Source organism: Sporosarcina sp. P2 (assembly GCF_002743255.1).
In the GTDB taxonomy this organism is placed as follows: domain Bacteria; phylum Bacillota; class Bacilli; order Bacillales_A; family Planococcaceae; genus Sporosarcina.
In genome coordinates this window covers 35,135-61,829 of record NZ_PDYY01000016.1, presented here as the reverse complement: position 1 = coordinate 61,829, position 26,695 = coordinate 35,135, and the positions used below count along the sequence as shown (strand labels likewise).

Sequence of the window (26,695 nt, the reverse complement as noted above, 5' to 3'; positions counted from 1 at the left end):
GGTGGTATGGTGAAAAGATGAAAAGGTTTCTCCAGCTGGAGCGCTGAGAAAAGAGAGGAATAGATCAATGAAGATTAGTAGTTTTTCGGTCAAACGACCCGTTTTTACGTTAGTCACAATGTTTCTTGTCATTATTTTAGGTGCAGTATCCTTCTTTAAAATTCCCGTTACCTTAATTCCTGATCTAAATCCGCCGGTAGCGGTAGTGGTTACGAATTATCCGGGTGCTTCACCAACGGAAGTAAGTGAGAAAATCACTAAACCGTTGGAAGAAAGTTTATCGACAGCTCCTGGCTTAAAGTCAATGCAGTCTTCTTCTCGAGAAGGAGCCAACTTAGTATTCTTACAATTTGATTGGGATTCTTCGATTGATGACGTCCAAATGGATATCCTCCAACGGATTGATCAAGTAGAAATACCTGATGGTGCTAATAAACCACGTTTCATGAAGTTTGATCCCTCTCAATTCCCAGTCATCCAATTATCTTTACGATCCGTCGATCAAGATACGAATATACGGAAGATTGCAGAGGAGCTAGAGAAAGAATTACGCCGTATTGAAGGTGTAGCCAGTGTCAACGTGTCAGGTAAAATCATTGAAGACGTTCAGGTTATTTTAGATCCTGATAAATTAAAAGAATTTAGTTTAACGCAATCCGATGTCGTGCAAGCAATACAAGCTAGTAATGTATCTATGCCGGGAGATCCGATTGACATGAGTGATGGTAGAAAGTTAACTACAAGAATCTTAAGTACTGTACAAAATATCTCGGATGTACGAGGTATCCAAATAGGCGCTAATCCTCAGACAGGTGACAAAATCAAAGTCTCTGACGTGGCGGATGTTGCTTTGTTGGAGCCGGAAGTACAGACAGAAACACGAGCCAATGATGAGCAGGCTGTATTATTGTCTGTACTTCAAGAATCAGGAGCAAATACTGCAACTGTATCTAAAGAGTTTAAAAAATCATTGGATAAGTTATTGGAGAAAGAAGCATACAAAGATATTGAATCTGATGTGATGTTTGACCAAGGGGACTATGTACAGATCGCCATTGGCAATATCGGTCAGTCATTAATTCTTGGTGGTTTGTTCGCTATGCTCGTATTATTTGTTTTCTTACGTGGAATTAAGAGTCCCATCATCATTGGAGTAGCAATTCCATATTCGGTAATTGTAACATTTGTTCTCATGTATTTCGCAGACTTCTCGTTAAACATCATGACACTCGGTGCACTTGCTCTAGGGATCGGGATGTTAGTTGATAATGCCATTGTCGTAATAGAAAATATTGAGCGTCATTTAGCAATGGGGAAAACACCAACAGAAGCAGCGAAAGATGGTTCTAAGGAAGTGGGCGGGGCGATAACCGCGTCTACGTTAACTACCCTAGCTGTTTTTGTACCGATTATTTTCATTACGGGAATCATTGGTCAAATCTTCACGGAGTTCGCATTAACGATTTCATTTAGTTTATTTGCGTCGTTAGTTGTTGCATTGACTGTCGTGCCTATGCTTGCGAGCCGTTTGTTGAAAACACCTGATGAAGAAACACTCGAGAAAAAGAATCGTGTGAAGAAAAATCAGAGATTCGAAAAATCCGTCAAGTGGGCTTTAGGTCATCGTCTACTCGTGTTACTACTCACAACCGCTTTACTAGTAGGAAGCGTATTCGGAATTCTAAAAGTAGGAACGGAATTCCTGCCTGCTACGGATGAAGGATCTTTCAGCGTCAATGTAAAGTTACCAAATGGTGCTTCACTCGATGCGACAAACGATGTAGTAAAACGAATTGAAGAAGAAATGAAGAAACAAGACGACGTGGAAGTGTATGTCAGTTTAGTCGGCGGAACTCAGCAAAGTATGGCCCAAGGTGGATCAGAAAGCAATATGGCAGAAGTGTATGTAAAACTGATCCCACTAGAAGACCGTGACCGCTCCGTCTTTGAATTTGTAGACAAAGTACAACCAGTCGTAGAAGATGAAATCGGCGATGAGGCAGAAATCAGTTTCAACATGCAGACTGCTGCTGGCTCGAGTCCAAACACCTTATCATTCTCCTTACATGATACGAATGAGGAACGGTTAGGAAAAGCGGTATCAAAGCTTGATGAGAAATTGAGTGAAATGGATACTGTAACTGACGTCAAAAATGATTTGGTAGATACGGTAGAGGAAATAAAAATTGAAGTGGATCGTGACAAAGCTTCAGATGTCGGATTGGCTCCATATCAAATAGCGCAAACGGTTAGTGACGTTACGCGAGGTGTCTTTGCTTCACAAATCGTCTTTGAGAAAACAGGCGAAGTAGTTGGAGTGAACGTTAGCTATGATGAACGTTTCCGCAATAGTGTAGATAAGTTAAAGGAATTGGAATTAAAAACACCGCTGGATACGTTTGTTAAATTGAAGGACATAGCGGATGTGGAAATCGCAGAAGGTCCTGCAACGATTGTACGTGTAGATCAAGCACATTCAGTCGCATTTACTGTGAAATATCTATCCAGTGAATCATTGGGAGATATGACGAAAAAGGTGAATGATATTGTAGAGGACCTCGATCTACCAAGTGAAGTAGAACTTTCATACGGGGGAGATCGCGAGTTATTTGAAAATGCGATTAACGATATGTTATTGGCGATTATACTGGCAGTGATATTGGTATATATCGTAATGGCTGCACAGTTCGAATCGTTTAAATATCCATTTGTTATCATGTTCTCTGTACCTCTTATGTTAATCGGTGTAGCCTTAGCGTTATTCTTCACGAATACACCAGTTAGTGTAACAGCAGTCATAGGTCTTCTCATATTGGTTGGGATTGTGGTCAACAACGGAATTGTGTTAGTTGATTACATCAATCAGCGTAAAGAGGCAGGACTTAGTTCGTATGATGCCATCATGTCGTCTGTACGTGACCGTGTGCGTCCAATCCTCATGACAGCCCTCACAACTATATTGGGCTTACTACCGTTAGCGCTAGGCCTCGGTGAAGGTTCGGAGTTGAACCAACCGATGGGGATTGCAGTAATTGGCGGATTGATCAGTTCCACGTTCTTGACATTGTATATTGTTCCCATCATTTACAGTTTGTTGGATCGGGAGACGCGTCGAGGTAGGAATACGCCGAAGAGAGAACACGCTGTAACGGAAGATCAGCCTGTTAAGATAACGGAAACTGTAACCGTGACAGTAACGGAAACTGTAACGGTTAGAGAAACCAAATAATGCATACTGCCGGCAAATGGAACTTTTCGTTTGTCGGCTTTTTTTATTATATTGAATAAATCATGTCAAGGAAAAGTATAGTGGTAGGAGTAAACTATACAATGGACAGTACCCACGCGATACGCTTACATGTACATCAAAATAGTTATGCATACTAAATTGAATAGCTCTACAGGCATCGCCTAAATCATTTGCAAATCAAAGTTATCATGTTATAATACTTTAAAAGTATCCGATAACTTAATAACTTTTGACGCAATGTCAAGGGGGAGTAGCTATAGGGAAACCTATTTCATAATCGTCAATACGTGACCGCCACAATGGTCATCGGTTATGATAGCTGGATTTTGAACGTAAAATTCCAACTTAGCGAGACCTTTGCCTAATTATTAGGTGAGGGTCTTTTTTATTTTGTAGAAAATAAGGAGGCATTATGTTGGATCCGATTTTATTAGAATATGCATGGGTACTCCTAGTGTTAATTGTACTCGAGGGCCTATTAGCGACAGACAACGCGGTAGTAATGGCAGTAATGGTAAAGCACTTACCGAAACTCCAACAAAAGAAAGCATTATTTTATGGTTTGCTAGGGGCATTCGTCTTTAGATTCACTGCACTATTTATGATTACGTTTTTAGTGAAGTTCTGGGAGATACAAGCAATCGGTGCCATTTACTTATTGTTTATATCCGGTAAAAATATATACGATAAAGTGACCCATAAGCCAGAAGGGCATCCGAATAAGAAACCTAAAAAACAATCCGGTTTCTGGATGACTGTGTTGAAAGTGGAACTGGCAGATATTGCGTTCGCTTTGGACTCTATGCTTGCGGCTGTTGCGCTTGCCGTAACATTGCCTGAGTTAGGTAACTTCCATATCGGTGGCATTAATGGTGGGCAGTTCGCTGTAATGTTGCTAGGTGGTATGATTGGTTTGGTCATGATTCGATTTGCAGCGAAACAATTTGTGGTAATGCTTGAAAAGTATCCAACCTTGGAAACTGCAGCATTCTTAATTGTCGGATGGGTAGGTGTAAAGCTAGTTGTATTAACGCTGGCACACCCTGCGCTTCTCATCATTCCAGAAGCATTCCCACACTCTACAATGTGGAAAACAACATTCTGGGTTGTGTTATTAATCTTAGCTATCGGCGGATATCTACTGGCCGTTGCCAAATCTAAAGTGAAAGCTAACAGATAATACGAAAGCAGTCTCTTCCATGTGAACGGAAGGGACTGCTTTTTTGTTGCCTCAGTTTAGAAGTGTATAAAGAGTGTAATGTTCTATATATAGCTATCTTTTCATTAAGGGATTTGATAAAGTAGGAAAATGAAGTTTCCGTTATGAAAGGAATTTGAAAAAGATGAGGCTTTCCAGGGAAGTTTTTCATAAGTTTACCCCAGCACAGATTATCGCCTTCTACTACTTTTTGGCAATTGCATCTTCTTTTGTCTTGTTAAACTTGCCGGGTGTCTATAAACCGGGCGTGAAGGTGGCCTTTATAGATAGTTTATTTACGGCTGTGAGCGCCGTCAGCGTAACGGGCTTGTCTTCTATTAGTATCGGAGAAACGTACTCTGTATTTGGTATTTGCATGATCATGCTCGTCCTTCAGCTCGGTGGTATTGGCATCATGTCATTAGGAACATTTTTCTGGCTACTTGTAAAGAAAAGAATTGGCATGAGAGAGCGGCAACTGATTATGGTGGACACGAATCAGTACACATTACAAGGTGTCGTTCAATTAATACGTCACATCATCCAAATTATCGTAGCCATTGAGATTATTGGCGGTGGTATTTTAACACTATATATTTATCGTTCTTACAATTCATTTAGTGAAGCGTTGTTGAATGGCATGTTCATGGCGGTGTCTGCAACTACGAATGCGGGTTTTGACATTACGGGTTCATCGATGATACCGTATCATGATGATTACTTCGTGCAACTTATACTAATGATATTAATTATTTTAGGTGCTATTGGCTTTCCGGTTCTGATTGAAGTGAAGAGCTTCTTTTCGAAAAAAGTGCCGCATTTTCGCTTCTCCCTTTTCACTAAGATTACGACCGCGACATTCGGTATTCTGTTACTCGCAGGTACATTCACTATTTGGGTGTTGGAATCATTGAATTCATTTAAAGGAATGAGCTGGCATCAGCAATTTTTCACGGCGTTATTCCATTCAGTTTCTGCACGATCGGCGGGTCTTGTGACGTATGACGTAACGCAATTTAGTGAAGCAACAGATATTTTTGTCAGTGCGCTCATGTTCATTGGTGCTTCGCCCAGTTCAGTAGGTGGCGGTATCCGCACGACGACCTTTGCTATTGCGCTATTATTTCTCATTAACTTTGCGAAGGGGAATGACGTTATACACGTTTTTAAACGCCAAATTAAACTAATTGACGTATTCCGATCGTATGCAGTCATCCTCGTAGCGTGCTTTATGGTGTTGGCGGCATTATTGTTGCTATTACTTACGGAGCCTGGAATACCTGTAATCCCGTTGTTATTTGAAATCACATCCGCTTTCGGAACGTGTGGCATGTCACTTGGTATTACAAGTGATTTATCAGTGTTCGGTAAAGTGATTATTATGGTGCTAATGTTTATCGGTCGAGTAGGTTTGATATCGTTCATCTATACGATAGGTGGCAAATCGAATAAAACGCCTTATCATTACCCAAAAGAGCGTGTAATTATTGGTTAATAGGAAATATAAAACCGCAGCAAGCGAATGTTCGCATGCTGCGGTTTTATTATAGATAAACGGTGTCTAGTGCTTGTTCAGACAGATGGTAGTGCTGTGCTTCTTTACCTGGTGTGTATTGGACAATCAGATAACCGGGATCTTTTATTACGGATAGATCTTCTTTTAATTTAGCAGAGGTCTTTGTGATGAAAACTTGCTTTCGAATCGTTCGTTCAGTGTAATCCATTGACTCAAACGTATCACCAAGCAAATGTGGGGAACGTAAGAGTAATTGATAGACCTCTTTTAACTCTTCTTCAGGCACACCAGAATTCCACCAGATCTTTCTCGGCAAAAACTTTTGATGAAGTAAATAGTCCATCTTCAATAGACTTTCTGCTATAGAAGTATCGATTTTCAATACTTCTTCTAGGAAGCGTTCCAAGCGAGTGAATAAGTCTTCGAACTGATGACCGATTCGTGACCAACCTTGCTTCTCCCAAAATGCTCCGAATAATTGGAAGAAGTCAAATGGTGTATCGACCAATTCTGTGACAATATACTCCATAGAGTGTATAAATCGACCTGAATTCCAATATTTCTCGAGAATGTCTTCTGTTTGTTTAATCTTCAGCATATCATCAAAGGACAGGACATTATTTGATACAATTTCATAAGGGGCGGTGTCGATGTAACGATAACCATATTGCTCTGCCTGGATACGTAAACCGGTTCCGCGTAGTAGCTTCAAAAAGCCTAACTGTAATTCTTCAGGTCGTAAAGCAAACACTTCGTTGAACGTATCACGGAAAGATGCATAATCTTCTTCAGGAAGTCCAGCAATCAAATCAAGGTGCTGAGCAATTTTTCCACCTTCTTTTACCATAGTGACCGTTCGCGATAACTTAGTGAAATTTTGTCTTCTTTTAACCAATTCATTGGTTAGGTCATTGGTAGATTGGACACCAATTTCAAATCTAAATAGGCCTTTGGGTGCATTGTCATTTAAAAACTGAATCACTTCTGGTCGCATGATATCACCGGTGATCTCGAATTGAAAGACGGTTCCAGGCAAATGTTCATCTATAAGAAACTGGAACATTTCCATTGCATAACTTCTACTAATATTGAATGTACGATCGACAAATTTAATCGTTTTTGCGCCATGTTGCATCAAGTAGCGAATGTCTTCTTTTATGGCCTCTCGATTAAAGTATCGAACACCCACTTCGATTGAAGAAAGGCAGAATTGACAAGAGAATGGACAGCCGCGACTTGTTTCGATATACATTACACGATTTGTAAGATGCGGAATATCCTCCGGAAAACGAAAAGGGGAGGGCAGTTCTCGAAGATCCAATTTAGGACCTGGAGCTGTAATCTTTAATTTTCCTTCTGTACGATAGGCAATACCCTGTACAGAAGAAAGATCAGTTTGTCCATCGACTGCTCGAAGTATATCCTTAAACGTCTTTTCGCCTTCTCCTATCGCAATAATATCAATTTCCGGTACTCTTTTTAACCACTGATCATAGTCATACGTTACTTCAGGTCCACCACAAACTATAACGGTTTTAGGACTTGTCAGTTTCAGCATACGAATTACTTTTATAGTTTCTTCTATATTCCAAATATATACGCTAAAACCTACGACGTCTGGAGAATGTTGATATAGCTCCGAAACGATAGAGAGCGTTGGATCATGAATGGTAAATTCAGCTAGTTCACAATGAAATTCAGGTGCTGCATAAGCTTTCAAATAGCGAATTGCAATATTGGTATGTATATATTTAGCGTTTAATGTAGATAAAATGATGCTCATGACAAAACTCCTAATCTCAAAATAATATAAGTAGTTGAAAATAACAAAATAGACTATAAGCCTATGTGAACAAGTACGTCATTATGGCATAATAAGAATCAATCAGAATTTACTTCCAAACGAGAAAAAAATTACAAGTAAGTAATTGATAGTTGCTACTTTATGGGGGGACTGCTACAGTGTTAAACACACTAGATATCAATCGTTATCTAGAAAGTTCACTTTTTAAAATCGTCTTAGATGAAGAGGGCGATATACTTAATATGACGGAAGCTGTTAAATTACTCATGCCTAAAGATTTCATACCACACCATATATCTGAAATATTTGATCATAGTTTGTTGGAACAAATAGAGAAGCGTTTGTTTCTGTTGAAAACAGAAACAACAGCCGATCAAACTGTATTGACTGGTCATCTAATTATGCCGAATAACAATCGTGAACCTTGTTATATTATATACCAACAATATAACGGTAGGGCGCTTTTAACAATAAAAATAGGTGAACAAAATCATAAATTGCATCAACTTTATGAAAGTGCCTATTTAACGGCGACTATACCAATGGCGCTAGTGAATGAATCTGGGTATATCATTTCAACCAATGATTTATTTTCAGAAATATTCCCAGATCAAAATTCTAGTGAACTGTTACATCTACAAGATCTTTTTAATTTAATGGTTCCAACCTCTTCTTTTTCTTTTGAAGAATATATTTTAAAAGCTCTAACACAAGGATCTTCGACAGTGAAAATGTCTTACACATTTAAGGAAATACAGCGTTACCAAGACGTTAGTTTGAAACTGGATTGTAAAACACAAATGTTCATTTTACGAATTGTAGATATTACTGAACAAGAACGTCTATTTGAGCAACTAGCACACTCCGATCAATTAAGCACAACTGGAGAAATTGCTGCAAGCATTGCACATGAAGTACGCAATCCGATGACAACATTACAAGGGTTTCTTCAACTACTGGAACACGAAGTAACTGGAAATGCACAAATGTATGTAAACGTAATTCAAGATGAAGTCAAACGTATGAACGAAATGCTCGCACTATCAAAACCAACTGTTGACGAAATCACTGTATTTTCATTATCCGTTTTAATAGAAGACGTACTTATATTGCTTCGCCCTAAAGCATTGTTGGATCAAATTCATTTAGTAAATGAATTTAATGCTACCGGGTCATTATTAATTAAAGCCAATCCTAACCGTATTAAACAAGTATTCATTAATCTTCTTAAAAATGCAATGGAAGCGATGAGTACAAATGATACGTTGTCTGTCTTGATAAGCGAAGGTGATCAGCAGAATGTAGATATCTTTATATCCGACACAGGGAGTGGAATGGAAAAAGAGATGCTTGAAAATTTATTCTTGCCATTTATTACAAACAAACCGGGAGGAACTGGTTTGGGACTTCCATTTGTTAAGAAAACCGTTCAAGAGTATGGTGGATCTATATCCGTTACTAGTAAGGTCGGTAAAGGAACAGTTTTCCATTTATCTTTCCCACAAATTTTCGTATCGTGATCAGAATCATTGAAAGTCCATATAGAAAAGGCCAATCCTAAAAGGATAGGCCTTTTCTATATGGATATATTCACTTGATTGTAGCTGCCATATTCTTAAAGTCTGTTATATGTTCGTTGTCTTCTTGAGCGTAAATAGTTACACGAATTAACTTGTCTTCACGTTCGATGACATAGCCTGTAAAATAACCTTCAGAAGAATCTACTACTGCACCTTTAACAGACAGAATATCATCAGCTTGTGGAAGATCTGTTTGCTCTGTGATCTCAACAGGTGTTCCACTGTTACTTGAAGCCGTCAACAATTCTTCCATATTTTCATAGAGCTCATCAAAAGTATAGGATTCCTCATCTTTAGGCATAGTTTCGATTCGCATGAATATTTCGCCGTCTTCTTCCAGATATAGACTATCTCTGCCTGGTTCTTCACTTGTAAGTTTATATCCAGGGAGTACCTTCATCGAGTAATCTTGTTCATCGCTAGTTGTTTCCACAGCATTTTTCATTGCATTGTCGTCTGTTCCTACTTCAGTGTCTGTTTCATTTTTTGCTTCATTGTTGGAAGAAGTGCTATCTTCCACATCCGTTACGGGAGCAGCAGGTTCTTCGATAGCATTACCTGTTGTATCCTTTTCCGGATCTGCATCAGATGTTCCGCATGCAGCAAGCATGATAGAGGCTGTCAGTGAAGTGAAAATAATACGCCATTTGTTGTTCATATGGTACCACTCCTTCTTATACTATTCTATTCTATTGGACGGATCACAGCGAGGAATGTTTCCTTCTTGCGAACTACTACTCAAAATGATATAACGTTTATGATTGATGACTGTTTTCTCCTGCATGACCGATTCATCGAAGTCTTTCATATACGTTAAGTCTACAATTACAGAGTTTTCGTTCACTTTTTCCACAATTCCTTGTAAGCCTTCCTTGAATTCTATAATATCACCTATTTCTGCAATCGTCATTCTAACCATCCTTTCTTCAATCATCATGTACTTTAAGCGAAACAATGAATCATACTATTGGGAATTCCTTTATAGTTTGCCTTATAATCTTCAAAACGTAAAGTCTTATTTCTAGAAATCAAGAAAATATACATATGTAAATAATGTCGTAAAATGTCGATGCTATTTCGGTTTAATAAAATTAAATTGTTGGTATATTAAAGAATAGAGTAATTATAGACGGAAGGTGTGCAACTAGTGCATAAATGCAATGTAGAAATTGAACGTGTAAGAAAACAACTAATCCAAGTCGCAGAAAAATATGGTATGAACGCTGAGGACACCATTGAACTTAGTCGTAAATTAGATGTATTGATTAATGAATTCAACGAGAAAAAAGAAACACAATCACCTTGAATTAATACCAAATTGAATGTTTAACTTAAAATAAAAGTGGGAACAATATAAATGAACACAGCAACATTCTCATTTCCCCCTTTTGTGGACCAATCTTGTATTGGTCCTCTTTTTTATGTCTGCTCAATTGTAAAAATATTTGAACTTCTGTACGATGGACATAAACATATATCATGAGGAGTGGGAATATGCAAAAAGAAAAAATTTCATTTATTGGTACAGGTGTGATGGGTTCTAGTATTATTAAGCATTTGCTTAACGCATCTTATGAAGTAACCGTATACACTAGAACGAAAACAAAGGCGGAACCATTGATGGCTTTAGGAGCTAAATGGGCTGATCACGTGGCTGAAGCTATTAAAGATGCGGACATTATTTTCACGATGATTGGCATGCCAGCCGACGTGGAGGAAGTGTATTTTTCCCGTCAAGGTATATTTGCAAACAGTCGCCCTTCTCAGACTGTAGTGGATATGACAACTTCAAGCCCAGAGCTAGCCGTTGCCATTGCAGAAAAGGCTGCATCACTACAAATGAATGCACTTGATGCACCTGTATCTGGTGGAGATATAGGCGCTCAAAATGGCACACTTTCTATCATGTGTGGGGGTCAAAAAGATTTATTTGAAAAGCTGTTACCAGTTATGTCTGTTTTCGGCAAACAAATTGTCTATCAAGGACAAGCGGGAGCTGGGCAACACGCCAAAATGTGCAATCAAATTACTGTCGCTGGAAATATGATAGGAGCATGCGAAGCGATTGCATACGCTATGAAGTCAGGTCTTGATCCGGACACCATGTTACAATCCGTCACTTCGGGTGCAGCGAATTCCTTTAGTTTATCAGATCTGGGTCCCCGAATTATTAACGAGAATTATGAACCAGGATTTTATGTAAAACATTTTGTAAAGGATTTAAATATTGCCTTACAGGAAACAGAAAGAATGAATCTGAAATTGCCAGGATTACAGCTAGCTCGCGATATGTATACGGAATTACTCGCTAAAGGTTATGGGGAAAAAGGAACACAAGTTTTGATTAAAAAGTATATAGAGTGAAATATAAGCAAATCATAGGAGCTTCTTAATATATGTCGTCTAAAGAATCCAAACGAACAAATTGCGAATGATTTATTGAATGTTAGGTATGCATACTTACTCACTTATTGCACATGCTCTTTCATATAGTATGTGCGAAAAGGAGGGAGTTATGATGTGGGATATTTGGTTGTGGCCTATGGTGTTTGTAACCGTCATTATGCTAGGGATCGGAATAGCTGGAGTAGGAAAAATGAGTCGTGCATTCCAGTTAAATGAAAAGGATCGTATACCGAATGTTGTAGCGAAGCATCCATTTACAATGAATCCATTACTGTGGATTATCATTATCGCTTCAGTTTTTATCTTTATCATCATTTTTTATTACTGGGCCTCTTTCTATTAAAGAAAGAGGTTTTTTGTTTTGTGAATCCGCTTTCTTTTGAGGTGAGAGATGGATTTTTGTGGTATGATGGATGGGAAGCAGTGAACGGACTTTTAGGTAAATGTATGTAGATGAAGAACAGAAGGAGCGATCACCTATGGTTTCTATAAACAATAAAGATTTTCTTACCGCACCCATCGTAGACCAAATTATTTCTTCGGAAAAAGTTGCTCACGTGCAAATTGGCAATAACGCAGAGCATGCGCTACTTGTTTTGACGAAGACTGGCTATTCCGCGATCCCTGTACTGGATAATCAGTATCATTTGAAAGGGCTCCTTGGGATTGGGATGATTACAGATTCCATTTTGGGCATGGAACGCATTGAATATGAGAGATTAGAAGATATAAAAGTAGATGAAATTATGGATACGAATCTACCAACGATTCGTGTTAATGACCGTTTTCAACGTGCTGTCGATCTATTGATTGATCATCCATTTCTCTGCGTTACAGAAGAGGATGGAACATTTGCAGGTATTATTACACGACGTGTGATTATGAAAGAGTTTAAAAAATATATTTACAATGTATAATGTATGGATGTAGATAAAACAGTGAAGCGAATATATCGGTAAAATATAAGAGGACTCCGATAAAGGGGTCTTTTTCTAATAGATGGAGTTGAAATAGCTGTGCGTAAAGAAACTAATCGGCCCTTTGTACTTGCTGCTGTTATGCTCGCTATGTTTGTGGGAGCAGTTGAAGCGACTATTGTTACCACTGCCATGCCGACGATCGCTTCCGAATTAGGTGGATTTTCACGATATAGTTGGATATTCTCATCTTATTTATTAATGAGTACCGTGACGGTCTTGATTTATGGAAAGTTAGCCGATTTATTTGGTCGAAAACCGATTTTTTTTATGGGCTTAACCATTTTTTTAATTGGTTCCATACTTTGTGGATTTGCCATCACAATGGAGCAATTAATTGTCTATCGTCTCATACAAGGTTTGGGAGCAGGAGCTGTTATGCCAATTGCGACTACAATTATTGGCGATATTTATTCAACGGAAGAACGTGCGAAAATACAGGGGTATTTGTCGAGTGTGTGGGGCGTTTCTGCAGTTTCGGGCCCTGTCATTGGCGGATTCCTTGTACAGTACGTAAGCTGGCAATATATATTTTGGGTGAACGTACCGCTCGGATTACTTTCAATGGGTGTCATTTATTTCTTTTTATATGAACCAAAAGAAACACAAAAAGCTTCTGTAGATTACAAAGGTGCTTTTTTTCTAACATCTGCTTTGGCGACCATCTTAATCTGGCTAGTAGAGGGAGGTCAAGGATTTGGACGTCTTTCAGCTTTCGGTATAGCATTGATCGTAGTTTCAGGGATTTCATTTTGGTTATTTTTTAGACAAGAAAAGTTGGCGAAAGATCCACTTATTTCTTTTGGCATATGGAAAAACCCCGTTATTTTATATGCGAATCTCGTCTCGTTGACTACTGGAGTTATTTTAATAGGGGTTTCTTCTTATTTACCTACTTACGTATCTGGAGTCATGGAACAACCAGCGATCATAGCAGGTTTCACATTAACTGCCATGTCAATTGGTTGGCCTTTAGCTTCCTCGTTGGCAGGGCACTTACTCATACGATTCGGTCCATTTCTCGTATCGTTTGCAGGTGGTGTGTCCCTTGTGATTGGCACCATGATGTTTGTCTTCATGAACGCGACGCTAGGGCCGGTATGGGCAGGGTGTTCAAGTTTCTTCATAGGTGTCGGAATGGGGCTGACCAATACATCCTTTATTGTGACGATTCAAGGAGCTGTGCCGCGCGTACAAAGAGGTTCGGCTACCGCAGCTAATATGTTCATGAAGAATTTTGGCAATACGATTGGTGCTGCTGTGTTTGGTGCCATTTTGAACGCTACACTCATTACCTATTTTGCCAAAGAAAAATTGCCCTACACGATTGATGATGTAAATACATTGTTAACCGAAGATGGTCGTTCGATGATTGCATCACAAGAGCTAATCAGTTTACAAAATGGTTTGGATAGTTCGTTGCATGGGGTGTATATTGCGATTGCCGTATTTGCAGTCATCAGCTTATTGTTGATTTTACGAATTCCACGAGGGAAGGTGCAAGATCATGTCAACAATTGAGTTGGATATCATCAAAGCTTTGGCTGAAGAAGGTAATATGCGCAAAGCGTCAGAGCGCCTTCATTTGTCTCAGCCTGCTTTGTCACAGCGCCTTCAGACGATTGAAAAAGAATGGGGCATGCAATTGTTCATACGTTCGCAAAAAGGCTTGGAACCGACACCCGCAGGCGAACACGTCATCAGCTATGCGAAGGAAGCATTGGCGAAGAAAGATGAGACGATGGAATTGATTGCCTCACTCGAAGATAAAGTACATGGAACATTGAAGATTGCTTGTGCCTCTATAATCGGTCAAACTTGGTTGCCCCAAGTATTGAAAGACTATGTAGCACTTTACCCCGACGCTAAAATTTCATTGATGACAGGATGGAGTTCAGAAATCTCCAAAGCATTGTATGAAGGGGAAGCGCATATTGGTATTGTTAGAGGGCAAACAGACTGGAAAAGTAATCGCGTCTATTTATTTCGTGATCAGCTCTATCTAGTAGATTCTGAAATCTCTACAATTGATGAATTAAAAGACACGAACCGTCACTTCATTCAGTATAAAAGTGATTCAAATTATTACATGGAAATCCAGCGCTGGTGGAATAAGCACTTCAATCAAAATCCAAGCCGTCAAATCGTAGTGGATCAAATTGAAATGTGCAAGCAACTCGCGTTGAAAGGTATAGGTTATGCCATACTGCCTTCTATCACATTGTCAGGCGATGAAAAAGTCAATCTGATCCCGTTGCTCAATAGCGAAGAAGAGTTTGAGCTGACACGTGATACATGGCTGATTGGCTATAGTTCTACTTTTGAATTGAAGCAAGTGAAGGCATTTGTAGATATCGTGCAGGAGTATGCGAAGTTATTAAGAAAAGATCATTAAAAAAGAACTTCCATTCAGTTTGGAGGTTGCTTGAATGAAGACAACCTCTATTACTACTAGAGATTGTCTTCATTTTTTACTATCACGACACTGTGTTATGGAGTTCTCGCAGATTCAATAAGTGGCTTGTTGTTTCTAGCCCAGTATAAAGCGAGGATAAAGCAGAGTAAGAGAATGATTGTGCCGACTATATAGGGAGACTCCATATTCCAATCGAATATATATCCAGCTGTAGCGGGTCCAATCATGTTTCCTAGACTCATATAAGCATTCATCATACCGGCTGCGTAACCTTGTTCTTTACCGGCTAGTTTCGAAACTAAGGTGTTGACTGCTGGTCGCAACAATGAAGTGGCGGTTGAGAAGATCGTTGACACCAAGAGAATAGTGAAGAATGTATTCACGAATAAAATGCCTAACATTGCGAAAGCAGCTAAGACTAAATTGACTAAAATAATACGCATTTCGCCAAAACGTTTGAACAAACGATCGATGACAAATGTCTGGATGATGACACCTACAAATCCGCCGACTGTAATAATGACAGCGATTTGAGCAGGCGTATAGTTATACTTATGATCCACATATAACGAGATGGTGGATTGGAAATTGGCTAATCCGAATGAAAATACAAACATGACAATCAGCATAATGAAATAAGAAGTTTGTGTAGATCTACGCATTTGTTGGAAGATGTTTTCGTTCATTGTGCTTCCTTGCAGTACAGGCTTAGGGTTCGGTAGAAGCAATAAGGACACGATCGCCGCTAGAATAGACGCGGATGCAGCGAAATAAAATGGGAAATATAAGCTGATTTTAGATAAAAAACCGCCAATTCCAGGACCAATCATAAAACCTAAAGACATTGAAGCGCCAAGTAATCCCATTCCGCGACCGCGGGTTTGAGTGGATGTAATATCCGCTACAAATGCCATAGTAGGCGGAATAATAAAGGCGGCACCTAAGCCGGAAAAGAATCGTGCGAGATAGAGCATCCATAGTTCAGTTGATAAACTAAAAGCTAATTGAGAAAGTCCGTAGATAATTAAACCGAAAATAATAATGCTTTTTCTGCCGTATTTGTCTGAAAGATTTCCCGCGATCGGAGAGAAGATAAATTGAGCGAAAGAGAACATGGCAATCAATAGGCCGAGTGCGCGTCCTGCGACTCCGAAAGTACCTAAGAATTCAGGCATAATGGGGATGATCAAGCCGACACCAGCCATTGCGATGAACATGTTGAACATTAAAATATAAAGTGCGATTGTTGTAGGTATTTTGTTCATTCGGCAGCTCGCTTTCTAAAAACTTTTTACTAATCGTATCATAAATAAATCGGCAATGTCTGTCTCATGTTTGCTGTAGAGTACTATGAGGAGAAGGCAGAAAAAACGACTCCTTTTAGAAAAGAGTCGATGGTACAATTAATCTTCTTTTTTCATTTCATCTAGCACGCGATTTACACGTTTTTCTAGCATTTTCATACCACTACCGCCAGCTTGGAAATGGCGTAATTGACCGTCTTTGTCAAAGACATAGTATGCAGGGACATATTGGTTTTCAAATGCATCGTTTAACTTCAATTCGCTATCAACGAAAATAGGTTGTGTAATATCATGCTCAGCTGCTACTTCCTTGATTTGTTCCAAATCGACATCGTCTTCTGAACGAGGCATGTGTACGGCTACCACATTTAGTTCTTCTTTGTATCGATCTCTGAAATTGTTTACATCCGGCATCGCTTCTTTGCACATGTGACAACTTACAGACCAGAAGTGGATCAGTGTCGGTTTTTCTCCAACAAGTTCCGATTTAGAAGTTTCACCATTCAACCAAGTAGTAGCACCTTGAAGTTCAGGCATTTGCTCACGTAATTTCATCGAGAATTCCTCCTAGCCAAGTGGGTGTATATAGTATGTGATAAAAAAATCCCCACGAATAGTGTAACGCGTGGGGATGGTTGTCCAAAAATTAAAGAGTTTTTTGACCTGGACGCCAGTTTGCTGGGCAAAGACCGCCAGTTTGTAGTGCCTGTAGTACACGAAGAGTTTCGTCCACGTCACGACCGATATTGTTATGGAATACTGTCTGATACTGAAGTTCGCCTTCAGGGTTGATGATGTAAAGGCCGCGTAATGCAATACCTTCTTCTTCGATCAATACACCGTAGTCGCGTGAAACAGAGTGGTTAGTATCTGCTGCTAGTGGGTATTTTAGTTGTTCAAGACCATTGTCTTTACGATCAGTGTTGATCCAAGCGAGGTGAGTGTGGATAGTATCAGTAGAAACACCGATTACTTCTGCATCCAAGTCTTCGAACTCATCGTAACGATCCGACATTGCAGTGATTTCTGTTGGACATACAAAAGTGAAGTCCATTGGATAGAAGAAAAGAACTGTCCATTTGTCGTTCTTCATGTTTTCTTGTAAACTAACTTTACCAAAAGATTTGTCAGCTAGTACTGCTTCCATTGTGAAATCTGGAGCTTGTTTACCTACCATACGCTCAGCCATTATATAAAACCTCCAATTAGTCTTTTGTACAACAACATGACTGTGTTGCACAATTATAAGTAGAATAACAAAGTTTCATGTGAAATTCAATTAGAATGACTTGAAGATAATAATTATTATTATAAAGAGCGATACACTTCATATATTTAGGATTTGAGCATCTGATTACTCAAAGTCTTGTTTACAGTCAGAAGGTTTTACTGGGCGTGTTTGACATGTTTTGCAATTAGGATCACAAATCATTTCTCGCCATTCATTGCAATCTTTACAGTAACGTGCGTCAAATTCATCGCTATAATGTAATGGCTCCATGCACTCTACGCAATGAGAGGCCATCTCTTTCCATGTTCGGATTTTTTTATTATTTACTAGAAAAATTCCTTCTAGATGATTTTCTCTTGTTGCGGGTTCGTTTTTTCGATTCCGCTTGGCATCAGAGTCCAGATAAAAAAATAAATGGTCTTCCAACTGAATCCCTCCTCAATATATGGTTTCATTCTACTATGTCATCTGCGAAAAAACAATAATCATGACTATTTTCCTGTAGGCTGTTTTCTGATTCTACTTATAATAGATAGTTGATTTCACCAACATTTTGTGTATAATGAGTGAGTTTACAACTGTTCATTCATTACAAGAAATAATATGTTTAGGCAAGGAGGAGACGTATTGACTACTAACCCTATTATTCGTTTTGAGAATGTTACAAAACGCTATAATGAATCTACAACTGTCCTCGATCGTGTTTCGTTCGAAATGGAACGCGGTAAGTTTTATACATTACTTGGACCTTCAGGCTGTGGAAAAACAACTATTTTACGTTTGATCGCCGGATTTACGGAAGCGACGGATGGGGGAATCTTCTTTAATGGAAAGAAGATCAACTCCGTTCCCGCAAATGAACGCCAAGTGAACACGGTATTTCAAGATTACGCATTGTTTCCTCATTTGAATGTGTATGAAAATGTTGCATTCGGTTTACGTATAAAAAAAGTGAATAAGAATGAAGTGGATCGTCGGGTAAAAGAAGCGTTGAAGTTTGTAAATCTAGATGGTTACGAAACCCGTGAAATTACTGAAATGTCGGGTGGGCAGCGTCAACGCGTGGCTATTGCTAGAGCAATCATCAATGACCCTGAAGTGATTTTATTGGACGAGCCATTGTCGGCGCTAGATTTGAAATTACGTTCTGAAATGCAATATGAATTGCGGGAGCTCCAGCAGCGTCTAGGCAAGACATTTGTTTTTGTTACGCATGACCAGGAAGAAGCACTTGCGATGTCCGATGAAATTTTCGTCATGAATAATGGAGAAATTCAACAGTCGGGGACACCAATTGATATTTACGATGAGCCCATCAATCGCTTTGTGGCAGACTTTATTGGTGAATCGAATATAGTAACTGGAAGAATCATTAAAGATTATCTAGTGGAATTTACCGGTAAACAATTTCCATGTGTAGATGGCGGATTCTATCCTAATGAAAAAGTGGATATTGTCATTCGTCCTGAAGATTTGGAAATGACGACTGTTGAAAAAGGGAAATTAAGTGTCACTGTAGATACGCAATTATTCCGGGGTGTACACTATGAACTGTCAACGTACGATTCCGATGGTAATGAGTGGCTAGTTCATTCAACGAAACCAGCGGATGTAGGAACGTTAATCGGTTTAGATTTTGAACCAGCAGACATTCACGTTATGCGTTTGAATGAATCTGAAGCGGATTTTGATGCACGTCTGGAATCGTTTGGAGTGGCGGAAGATGAGGAGTAAAAATCCGTTACGTTTTATATATGCCACACCGTATGCAGCCTGGTTATTATTATTTGTGCTAGCACCGATTGCCGTTATTGTGTATTACTCATTTTTTGATTTGTCGGGCCATTTAACATTGGCTAACTATCGAAACTTCTTTACATCGATCTATTTCAAATTAACGATAAGTTCGTTTTGGTATGCATTTCTCATAACTTTTTTTGCTTTATTGATATCCTATCCGACAGCCTACTTTTTAACGAAGACGAGGCATAAGCAGTTGTGGTTGTTACTCATTATTATACCTTCATGGATTAATCTGTTGTTAAAGACTTATGCATTTATCGGATTAATGGGGGTTTATGGGCCTATTAATGCCCTTTTGGAGGCTGTCGGGATAGGCAGTCAGCAAATATTATTCACGGATTTCAGTTTCGTGTTTGTTTCCGTGTATATATTTATTCCATTTATGATATTGCCTATTTTTAACTCTTTGGATAAAATCAATCCTACTTTATTGGATGCATCGAAAGATTTAGGAGCGAATGCATGGGTGACATTCAAACGGGTGATTTGGCCAATGACTACGGATGGCGTGAAATCAGGTATACAAGTTGTGTTCATACCGGCACTCTCTTTATTTATGATTACCCGTTTAATTGCCGGTAATAAAGTGATTACACTTGGTACCGCGATCGAGCAACAATTCCTCGTTACACAAAACTGGGGAATGGGCTCTACGATTGCTGTCTTTCTCATCATCTTCATGTTCTTAATCATGGTACTGACTTCTGGTAAAAAGGGAGGCATCATTAAATGAAGAAACTGGGGATTTTGCCGAGAATTTATTTGGCAGCAGTCTTTGTAATTTTATATGCTCCTATTTTTTATCTCATATACTACTCCTTCAATTCGGGAGATGGGATGTCGCATTTCGAATCATTCACTTTGGATCACTATCAAGCGGTATTTCAAGATACGCGACTTCTGATCATTGTCTTAAATACAGTCATTATCGCATTATTATCGGCCCTACTGTCTACTACAATCGGTGTGATTGGTGCGCTCACCATTTACTTCATGAAAAATAAATCTGCACGACAAGCGGTATTGTCGCTAAATAATATATTGATTGTCAGTCCAGATGTAATTATCGGTGCATCTTTCTTAATATTATTCACGTTGGTTGGTGTGAAATTGGGCTTTGCTTCGGTGCTAATTTCTCATATCGCTTTTAGTATACCGATCGTCGTCATTATGGTACTGCCGAAGTTATTAGAAATGAGTACGACGTTAATAGATGCAGCACGGGATTTAGGCGCTTCACGTAAAGATATATTGACGCGTGTCATATTGCCTTATATTAAGCCGGGGATTTTCGCAGGGTTCTTTCTAGCGTTAACCTATTCATTGGATGATTTTGCTGTTACTTTTTTCGTGACAGGAAATGGATTTTCTACCCTGTCCGTAGAAATTTATTCTATGGCACGCACGGGAATCACGTTGACAATCAATGCGCTATCCGGATTGATCTTCCTAATAACAATAATTCTAGTGCTTGGTTATTATATAATCGGAAATAAAGCAAAATCACCTCAGGGGGTGAAAAAATGAAAGGATTAATGAGTAGTGCGTTTGTGATCCTACTCGTTTCGGGTATCTTGTTGTTCGCTAATTATCAGCTCGAGCATAAGGCGGGGCGAGCAGGTAAAGACACGATTACAGTATACAACTGGGGAGAGTATATTGACCCAGACCTTCTGAAGCAATTTGAAGAAAAAGAAGGCATCAAAGTAATCTATGAAACGTTTGATTCGAATGAAGGTATGATGGGAAAAATTGAACAAGGGGGAACTGCTTACGATGTAACAGTTCCGTCCGAATATGCGGTGCAGATGATGAAAGAGAAAAATCTTTTACTGCCACTCGATTTCTCGAAAATTCCGAACGTTCAACATATCGATCCATACTTCATGAATTTGCCGTTTGATCCAAACAATCAGTATTCGATTCCATATTTCTGGGGAACAGTGGGTATCGCATATAATGCATCCTTATTGGAAGGTCAGACGTTTGAGAGTTGGGAGAGTTTATGGGATGCTTCACTGCGGCAGAAGCTCATTTTGGTCGATAGTGCGCGAGAAGTGATCGGAATATCATTGAATTCACTTGGCTACTCATTGAATTCCACTAGTTTGCAGGAATTAAAAGAGGCAACAGACAAGCTAGAAACGATGGGTCCGAACGTTAAAGCGGTTATAGGCGATGAAGTCACGCAACTTATGATCAATAACGAAGCGTCTGTGGCGTTGACGTGGTCTGGTCAGGCGGCAGATATGATTTCTGAGAACGACGACATTAATTATATCGTGCCGAACGAAGGTTCAAACTTATGGTTTGATAATATTGTCATCCCGAAAACCTCTACGAATGTTGAAGGCGCGTATAAATTTATTAATTTCATGCTTGATCCTGAAGTAGCAGCGCAAAACGCAGAATACGTGGGGTATTCTACACCAAATAAGGCGGCTTTGTCATTTATGGATGATGAGATTACAGGTGATGAACGATTTTATCCTGATGAAGAGGCAAGAAAGAACCTGGAAGTGTATGAAAATTTAGGTTTAGAAACACTTGGAGTGTATAATGAGTTATTCCTGAAATTTAAAATGGGATTGCGATAAGACATGTGACTATTCTCAATGGCGAGGAGTAATGAGATGAAAAAGGAATTTGTAGTAATTGGCTTAGGTCGTTTTGGCGGTAGTATCGTTAAAGAACTTATTGAATTAGAAGCCGATGTTATGGCGATTGATAAGTCACAAGAACGCGTAGAGGAATTTGCAAATATTGCTACACAAGCTGTGGCTGTCGATACGACGGATGAAGCAGCATTGCGGTCGTTAGGCATACGAAATTTCGAACATGTGGTAATCGCAATCGGTGAAAACATTCAAGCAAGCATTTTGACTACGTTGATTTTGAAGGAAATCGGTGTACAGCGAATTACAGTGAAAGCCCAAAATGACTACCATGAAAAAGTGTTGCGAAAAATCGGAGCGGATCAAGTTGTTCACCCTGAGCGAGATATGGGAAAACGCATTGCGAATAACTTGGTTTCGAATAATATTCTGGATTATCTGGAGTTATCCGATGAATACTCTATCGTGGAGATTCAAGCTAATAATCACATCGCAGGCTCTTCGCTAATAGATTTGGATATCCGTGCCAAGTACGGTGTGAATATTGTAGCGATCAAGCGTGGAACACATATATTAGTCTCTCCTCAGGCGATTGAGCAAATAGAAGTGAACGATGTGTTGATTGTGATCGGTTCTGATCTGGATATACATCGGTTTGAACGGAAGGCATTGCATTAATGAATAGAAAGTGCGAGAAGGGGAGAGCGCCGTTGATCGACGTTCCAGGCGTACCCTTTCCTATGGACCCGCGGTGAGCCAACCACGTCGCAAGCTCCCTTTGGTTGTCTCACCTGTCGAGCTGACCCATCAGTCGCCGCCTTTCACTTAGGAACAACTAGTGTTGTTTTTCAACTTGGAACATCTAGTAAATGGTTAAAAGATCGTATAAAAAATCCAAATAAAAAAATGAAGGCAACCCCTAATTTATAGGAGTTGCCTTCAGTCTAGAGCAAGTGCTAATGTGCGCTTGCTTTTTTGTATGCTTTTTAGAGTTCCATAATGACAGGAAGGATCATCGGCTTACGTTTCGTTTTCTCGTATAAATACGGAACGAGTGTATCGATGATATCGCCTTTTAGGTTGTTGACGGAATCAGGTTTAGCAGCCAGTTTGCGTTGTAATGTTTTCGAAAGCATATATTGTGCTTCATTGATCATAGCGCCTGATTCACGCATATAGACGAAACCGCGTGATATCAGGTCAGGACCAGATACTAAACGGTTCTTTTTGGTGTCGATGGTTGCTACAACGATGACTAGACCATCTTCAGAAAGAATTCGTCTGTCGCGTAGTACAACGTTACCAATATCCCCAATACCGCTTCCATCGATGTATATATCGCCTGAAGGTACACGTCCGGCAAGTCTTGCTGTCGAGTCAGTGAGTGCGAGTACATCACCATTGCCCATAATGAAAATGTTATCAGGTTCAACATCACAGTCTATAGCAAGTTGGGAGTGCATATTCATCATGCGGTATTCACCGTGGATTGGCATGAAGTATTTAGGTTTGATTAAACGCAACATCAGCTTTTGCTCTTCCTGTGACCCGTGACCGGATGTGTGGATGTTGTTTAATGGACCATGAATAACTTCTGCACCTGCACGGAACAATGAATTAATCGCTTTGTTCACACTCAGAGTATTACCTGGGATGGGTGAAGATGAGAAGATAACGGTATCACCAGGTTGGATTTGGACTTGTCTATGCGTACCGTTTGCGATACGTGATAGTGCAGCCATCGGTTCACCTTGGCTACCTGTACATAAAATCATCACTTTATTAGCTGGAAGTCGGTTGAGTGATTGAGCATCTACGAATAAATCTTTCGGAGCATCAATATAACCAAGTTCGCGACCGATCGTGATGGCATTATCCATACTACGCCCGAAGACAGCGATTTTACGACCAAAAATCTGCGCCGATTCGATCACTTGTTGTAATCTATGGATATTTGAAGCGAATGTAGCGAAAATAATCCGACCGTCTACAGTGCGGAAAATATCATTTAGGCTTTCTCCAACTTTACGTTCAGACATCGTGAAGTTCGGTACTTCTGCATTTGTACTATCTGATAACAAACAAAGTACACCTTCACTACCAATTTTGGCCATCTTATGCAAGTTAGCAGGTTCACCGACAGGCGTAAAGTCGAACTTAAAGTCACCTGTATGAACGATGTTTCCGGAAGGAGTTTTAACCACTACTCCGAATGCATCAGGAATACTGTGCGTTGTTCTGAAGAATGATACGGCGGTTTTACGGAATTTGATAAAATCATCTTCTTCAATTTCATGAATTTCCGTAGTGCGCAACAAACCGTGTTCTTCCAACTTATTGCGAAGTAAACCAATTGCTAATTTACCACCGTAGACGGGAACGTTCACTTTGCGTAATAGATAAGGAATTCCACCGATATGGTCTTCGTGACCATGTGTGATGAAAAGGCCTTTAATCTTATCAATATTGCGTTCGAGATAAGTGTAATCTGGAATTACATAGTCAATACCAAGCAATTCATCTTCAGGAAACTTAATTCCGGCATCAATAATGATGATTTCATCTTGGAATTGTACACAATACGTATTTTTACCGATTTCACCTAGTCCGCCTAGGGCAAAAACGGCTGTTTCATTGTTTTTAATAGATTTCATTGATTAGACCTGCTCAACGTGAAAGTCTGGGGAGGCTTGTTCATATGCTAAATGCTCACCCTCCAGCTTTTGTACGTATTCAATCATAAGATCGCGATCTTTAAGTTGATCACGGACTTCTTTTTCTGATTCAGCTTCTACATACAAGCTGAGTGTGTTCTCGCGGACTGGAACTTCATGTACGTTTAAATGGTAATATACTTTAAAAATCATGTTTAACTCTCCTTTTTACGTTCCTAATAATACATATCATCAATAATAGCATGCAATTTCCCTAAAATAAAGAAAAGCCCACCAATTTAGTTGGCGGGCGTAAATGTCTAAGCAATTGTCTTTTTACCGAGCAGGCCATTAAGTCGTCTTAGCAGTTTGCGTTTTAGACGTTTGTACATGGCATCATCACTCCTTGACAAGACTGTAACAGAAAAACTTCGTCCTGTCAAGTGTAAGAGCTTTACTCTCTGTCGAATGCTGTTGCGCCGGGGATTTCCTTGTAAGGGGCATTCGCATCAATATGATCATAAAACATAATGCCGTTCAAATGATCGAGTTCATGCTGGAATGCAATGGCGGGTAATCCCTTTAGACGTTTTTTGATTACGTTTCCTTCTTTATCAAAAGCTTTTACGGTGATTCTTGCATACCGGGGAACATAACCAGGCACTTCACGATCTACTGATAAACAACCTTCACCGGTTTCTATATAGGTCTTTTCAACGGAATGGCTAATGATTTTCGGGTTAATAGCTATAAAGTTTTCCAATAGAACTTCGCCGTCCGGGATATGCAGAGCGAAGATTCTTTTAGATGCATTGACTTGTGGAGCGGCCAAACCGATGCCAGATCGTAAGCCGTATTTTTTACTCAACTCATCATTTTGGCTGTTGACGACATATTCCAACAGATCATCGCATAATTGACGGTCTTCATTACTTAAAGGAAAACTCACCTCTTTTGCTTTTAATCGCAACGTTGGGTGACCCTCCCGGATAATATCATTCATTAAAATCATTTCTACTCTTCCTCTCGGATATATTAGGTATAGTACAATCTACGATAAAATAGTAACTATTGTGCATGAAGGGTATATAATCGTAAAAACCAATTTCCTCTTATACAGTATAGACGAATGAGAAAAATGGTGAAAGAAAAAAGTATATAAAGTGTCTGGAGGGTTATTAATGAAGAAAGTAATTTGCGTATTGTTCATCTTCCTTCTACTAACTAGTTGTTCCAAAGAGACTGAAGTAACTCAACAACTTACAGATTTACTCGTGGTTCTGAATGAAAAAGAAAAACAAGGGAACAACTTTGGAAAGAAGTTACACGAGAAGGAGCAGAATGAACAAGTCTTGTTTATTGAGACAATGGAACTGACTCAACAGCAATATCAAGAAGTGAAACAACGAGTGGTTGCGATGAAAAAGTCTGCACATGAACGGGCTCAACTGTTAGAAAAAGAGGAAAGTGCTTTACACGAGTCGAAGAAAGCGATAGACCGGATGTCTGAGTGGGTAGAGCGTATGGAATTACATGATTCACTAGATGAAGTAGTTGAAGCATTGTATGAACGTTCTGAAATACAAGAGACATTCATCATGCAGTATAAAAAACTTATAGATAGTCAGACGCAATTATATACGCAAATTGAAGATCCATCCATCCGCGAGCATGAACTTCAAAAGCATGTTCGTGATGTAAATGATTTAATCACTTCTAGCCAACGATCACTTATAGAATTCAATGAAGCAACTAGGGAAGTAAACAGGTTAGTGGCCCGCGCTTTGAAAAGTTTAGAAAACAATAAAAAGGAAATATAAAGTAGTGAGTAGGTAGGATTAAAAGCGACAACTAGTACGCGATAGGTATTTGTAAGGACTTATCATTTCAGTTGTTATATGAATGTTCATTGATGACTTTCATAGATATAGATTGGCCGGT

Annotated in this window: 26 protein-coding genes; 16 read left to right on the top strand and 10 right to left on the bottom strand. The window is 39.3% G+C overall.

What is annotated here, in order from left to right:
- Positions 1-67: 67 nt before the first annotated feature.
- The 3 genes from CSV67_RS14940 (at position 68) to CSV67_RS14930 (ending at position 5,943) form a co-directional block, all read left to right on the top strand.
- Positions 68-3,229, top strand: a complete 3,162-nt coding sequence (locus tag CSV67_RS14940; protein ID WP_099632398.1) for an efflux RND transporter permease subunit — start codon at positions 68-70, stop codon at positions 3,227-3,229.
- Positions 3,230-3,665: 436 nt separating this feature from the next.
- A complete protein-coding gene (locus tag CSV67_RS14935; RefSeq protein WP_099632397.1) occupies positions 3,666-4,430 on the top strand; it encodes a TerC family protein in 765 nt (254 codons plus the stop codon).
- A 163-nt stretch (positions 4,431-4,593) separates the two neighbouring features.
- Positions 4,594-5,943, top strand: a complete 1,350-nt coding sequence (locus CSV67_RS14930) for a TrkH family potassium uptake protein (protein WP_099632396.1) — start codon at positions 4,594-4,596, stop codon at positions 5,941-5,943.
- A gap of 49 nt (positions 5,944-5,992) precedes the next feature.
- On the opposite strand, the gene CSV67_RS14925 is transcribed toward CSV67_RS14930, so the two are convergent.
- Positions 5,993-7,747, bottom strand: a complete 1,755-nt coding sequence (locus tag CSV67_RS14925) for a B12-binding domain-containing radical SAM protein (RefSeq protein WP_099632395.1) — start codon at positions 7,745-7,747, stop codon at positions 5,993-5,995.
- Positions 7,748-7,926: 179 nt separating this feature from the next.
- Here CSV67_RS14925 and CSV67_RS14920 point away from each other — a divergent pair, with 179 nt between their 5' ends.
- Positions 7,927-9,288 (top strand): ATP-binding protein, encoded by a 1,362-nt coding sequence (locus CSV67_RS14920; RefSeq protein WP_099632394.1) that lies wholly within the window; start codon positions 7,927-7,929, stop codon positions 9,286-9,288.
- 70 nt (positions 9,289-9,358) lie between these two features.
- Here the strand turns inward: CSV67_RS14920 and CSV67_RS14915 are convergent, their stop codons facing one another.
- Positions 9,359-10,006 carry a hypothetical protein gene (locus tag CSV67_RS14915; RefSeq protein WP_099632393.1) on the bottom strand — a complete coding sequence of 216 codons (648 nt, stop codon included), beginning with the start codon at positions 10,004-10,006 and terminating at the stop codon, positions 9,359-9,361.
- 21 nt (positions 10,007-10,027) lie between these two features.
- Positions 10,028-10,258: a YkvS family protein gene (locus CSV67_RS14910; protein ID WP_099632392.1), complete on the bottom strand. Its 231-nt coding sequence runs from the start codon at positions 10,256-10,258 to the stop codon at positions 10,028-10,030.
- Positions 10,259-10,495: 237 nt separating this feature from the next.
- Between CSV67_RS14910 and CSV67_RS14905 the strand changes: the two genes are divergently transcribed.
- The 6 genes from CSV67_RS14905 to CSV67_RS14880 all read left to right on the top strand — a co-directional run bounded on the left by CSV67_RS14905 (position 10,496) and on the right by CSV67_RS14880 (position 15,126).
- Entirely contained in the window at positions 10,496-10,654 is a 159-nt protein-coding gene (locus tag CSV67_RS14905) for an aspartyl-phosphate phosphatase Spo0E family protein (RefSeq protein ID WP_099632391.1), read from the top strand.
- A 188-nt stretch (positions 10,655-10,842) separates the two neighbouring features.
- Positions 10,843-11,712 carry an NAD(P)-dependent oxidoreductase gene (locus CSV67_RS14900; RefSeq protein WP_099632390.1) on the top strand — a complete coding sequence of 290 codons (870 nt, stop codon included), beginning with the start codon at positions 10,843-10,845 and terminating at the stop codon, positions 11,710-11,712.
- A gap of 154 nt (positions 11,713-11,866) precedes the next feature.
- The gene (locus CSV67_RS14895; protein ID WP_099632389.1) at positions 11,867-12,097 is read left to right on the top strand and encodes a hypothetical protein; all 231 of its coding nucleotides are present in this window, start codon (positions 11,867-11,869) and stop codon (positions 12,095-12,097) included.
- A gap of 136 nt (positions 12,098-12,233) precedes the next feature.
- Positions 12,234-12,671: a cyclic-di-AMP-binding protein CbpB gene (cbpB, locus tag CSV67_RS14890; RefSeq protein WP_099632388.1), complete on the top strand. Its 438-nt coding sequence runs from the start codon at positions 12,234-12,236 to the stop codon at positions 12,669-12,671.
- Between the two features lie 141 nt (positions 12,672-12,812).
- The gene (locus CSV67_RS14885; RefSeq protein ID WP_199173195.1) at positions 12,813-14,252 is read left to right on the top strand and encodes an MDR family MFS transporter; all 1,440 of its coding nucleotides are present in this window, start codon (positions 12,813-12,815) and stop codon (positions 14,250-14,252) included.
- Positions 14,239-15,126, top strand: coding sequence for a transcriptional regulator CcpC (locus CSV67_RS14880; RefSeq protein WP_099632386.1), 888 nt, complete (start codon positions 14,239-14,241; stop codon positions 15,124-15,126). Before CSV67_RS14885 ends, CSV67_RS14880 begins: the two co-directional genes overlap by 14 nt.
- A 95-nt stretch (positions 15,127-15,221) precedes the next feature.
- Here the strand turns inward: CSV67_RS14880 and CSV67_RS14875 are convergent, their stop codons facing one another.
- From CSV67_RS14875 to CSV67_RS14860, 4 genes are all read right to left on the bottom strand, one after another.
- Positions 15,222-16,412, bottom strand: a complete 1,191-nt coding sequence (locus CSV67_RS14875; protein ID WP_099632385.1) for an MFS transporter — start codon at positions 16,410-16,412, stop codon at positions 15,222-15,224.
- A gap of 138 nt (positions 16,413-16,550) precedes the next feature.
- Positions 16,551-17,006, bottom strand: a complete 456-nt coding sequence (locus tag CSV67_RS14870) for a TlpA disulfide reductase family protein (RefSeq protein WP_099632384.1) — start codon at positions 17,004-17,006, stop codon at positions 16,551-16,553.
- 91 nt (positions 17,007-17,097) lie between these two features.
- Complete coding sequence (locus tag CSV67_RS14865; protein ID WP_099632383.1) at positions 17,098-17,640, bottom strand: peroxiredoxin; 543 nt, start codon at positions 17,638-17,640, stop codon at positions 17,098-17,100.
- A 165-nt stretch (positions 17,641-17,805) separates the two neighbouring features.
- Positions 17,806-18,108: a hypothetical protein gene (locus tag CSV67_RS14860; RefSeq protein WP_099632382.1), complete on the bottom strand. Its 303-nt coding sequence runs from the start codon at positions 18,106-18,108 to the stop codon at positions 17,806-17,808.
- Between the two features lie 201 nt (positions 18,109-18,309).
- Between CSV67_RS14860 and CSV67_RS14855 the strand changes: the two genes are divergently transcribed.
- From CSV67_RS14855 to CSV67_RS14835, 5 genes are read left to right on the top strand one after another with little or no spacing between them, the layout of a single operon-like run.
- Positions 18,310-19,416, top strand: coding sequence for an ABC transporter ATP-binding protein (locus CSV67_RS14855; protein WP_099632381.1), 1,107 nt, complete (start codon positions 18,310-18,312; stop codon positions 19,414-19,416).
- Positions 19,406-20,218, top strand: coding sequence for an ABC transporter permease (locus CSV67_RS14850; protein WP_099632380.1), 813 nt, complete (start codon positions 19,406-19,408; stop codon positions 20,216-20,218). Before CSV67_RS14855 ends, CSV67_RS14850 begins: the two co-directional genes overlap by 11 nt.
- Positions 20,215-21,012 (top strand): ABC transporter permease, encoded by a 798-nt coding sequence (locus CSV67_RS14845; RefSeq protein WP_099632379.1) that lies wholly within the window; start codon positions 20,215-20,217, stop codon positions 21,010-21,012. Before CSV67_RS14850 ends, CSV67_RS14845 begins: the two co-directional genes overlap by 4 nt.
- Entirely contained in the window at positions 21,009-22,082 is a 1,074-nt protein-coding gene (locus CSV67_RS14840) for an ABC transporter substrate-binding protein (protein ID WP_099632378.1), read from the top strand. The genes CSV67_RS14845 and CSV67_RS14840 overlap by 4 nt, the downstream gene beginning before the upstream one ends.
- A 36-nt stretch (positions 22,083-22,118) precedes the next feature.
- The gene (locus CSV67_RS14835; RefSeq protein ID WP_085428510.1) at positions 22,119-22,778 is read left to right on the top strand and encodes a potassium channel family protein; all 660 of its coding nucleotides are present in this window, start codon (positions 22,119-22,121) and stop codon (positions 22,776-22,778) included.
- Positions 22,779-23,086: 308 nt separating this feature from the next.
- Here the strand turns inward: CSV67_RS14835 and rnjA are convergent, their stop codons facing one another.
- The 3 genes from rnjA to def form a co-directional block, all read right to left on the bottom strand.
- Positions 23,087-24,754: a ribonuclease J1 gene (gene rnjA, locus CSV67_RS14830; RefSeq protein WP_099632377.1), complete on the bottom strand. Its 1,668-nt coding sequence runs from the start codon at positions 24,752-24,754 to the stop codon at positions 23,087-23,089.
- Between the two features lie 3 nt (positions 24,755-24,757).
- Positions 24,758-24,967 (bottom strand): DNA-dependent RNA polymerase subunit epsilon, encoded by a 210-nt coding sequence (locus CSV67_RS14825; protein ID WP_099632376.1) that lies wholly within the window; start codon positions 24,965-24,967, stop codon positions 24,758-24,760.
- 241 nt (positions 24,968-25,208) lie between these two features.
- Positions 25,209-25,766, bottom strand: a complete 558-nt coding sequence (gene def, locus CSV67_RS14820) for a peptide deformylase (protein WP_099632375.1) — start codon at positions 25,764-25,766, stop codon at positions 25,209-25,211.
- A 169-nt stretch (positions 25,767-25,935) separates the two neighbouring features.
- On the opposite strand from def, the gene CSV67_RS14815 reads away from it, so the two are divergent.
- Positions 25,936-26,574, top strand: a complete 639-nt coding sequence (locus CSV67_RS14815) for a YkyA family protein (RefSeq protein WP_099632374.1) — start codon at positions 25,936-25,938, stop codon at positions 26,572-26,574.
- Positions 26,575-26,695: the final 121 nt, after the last annotated feature.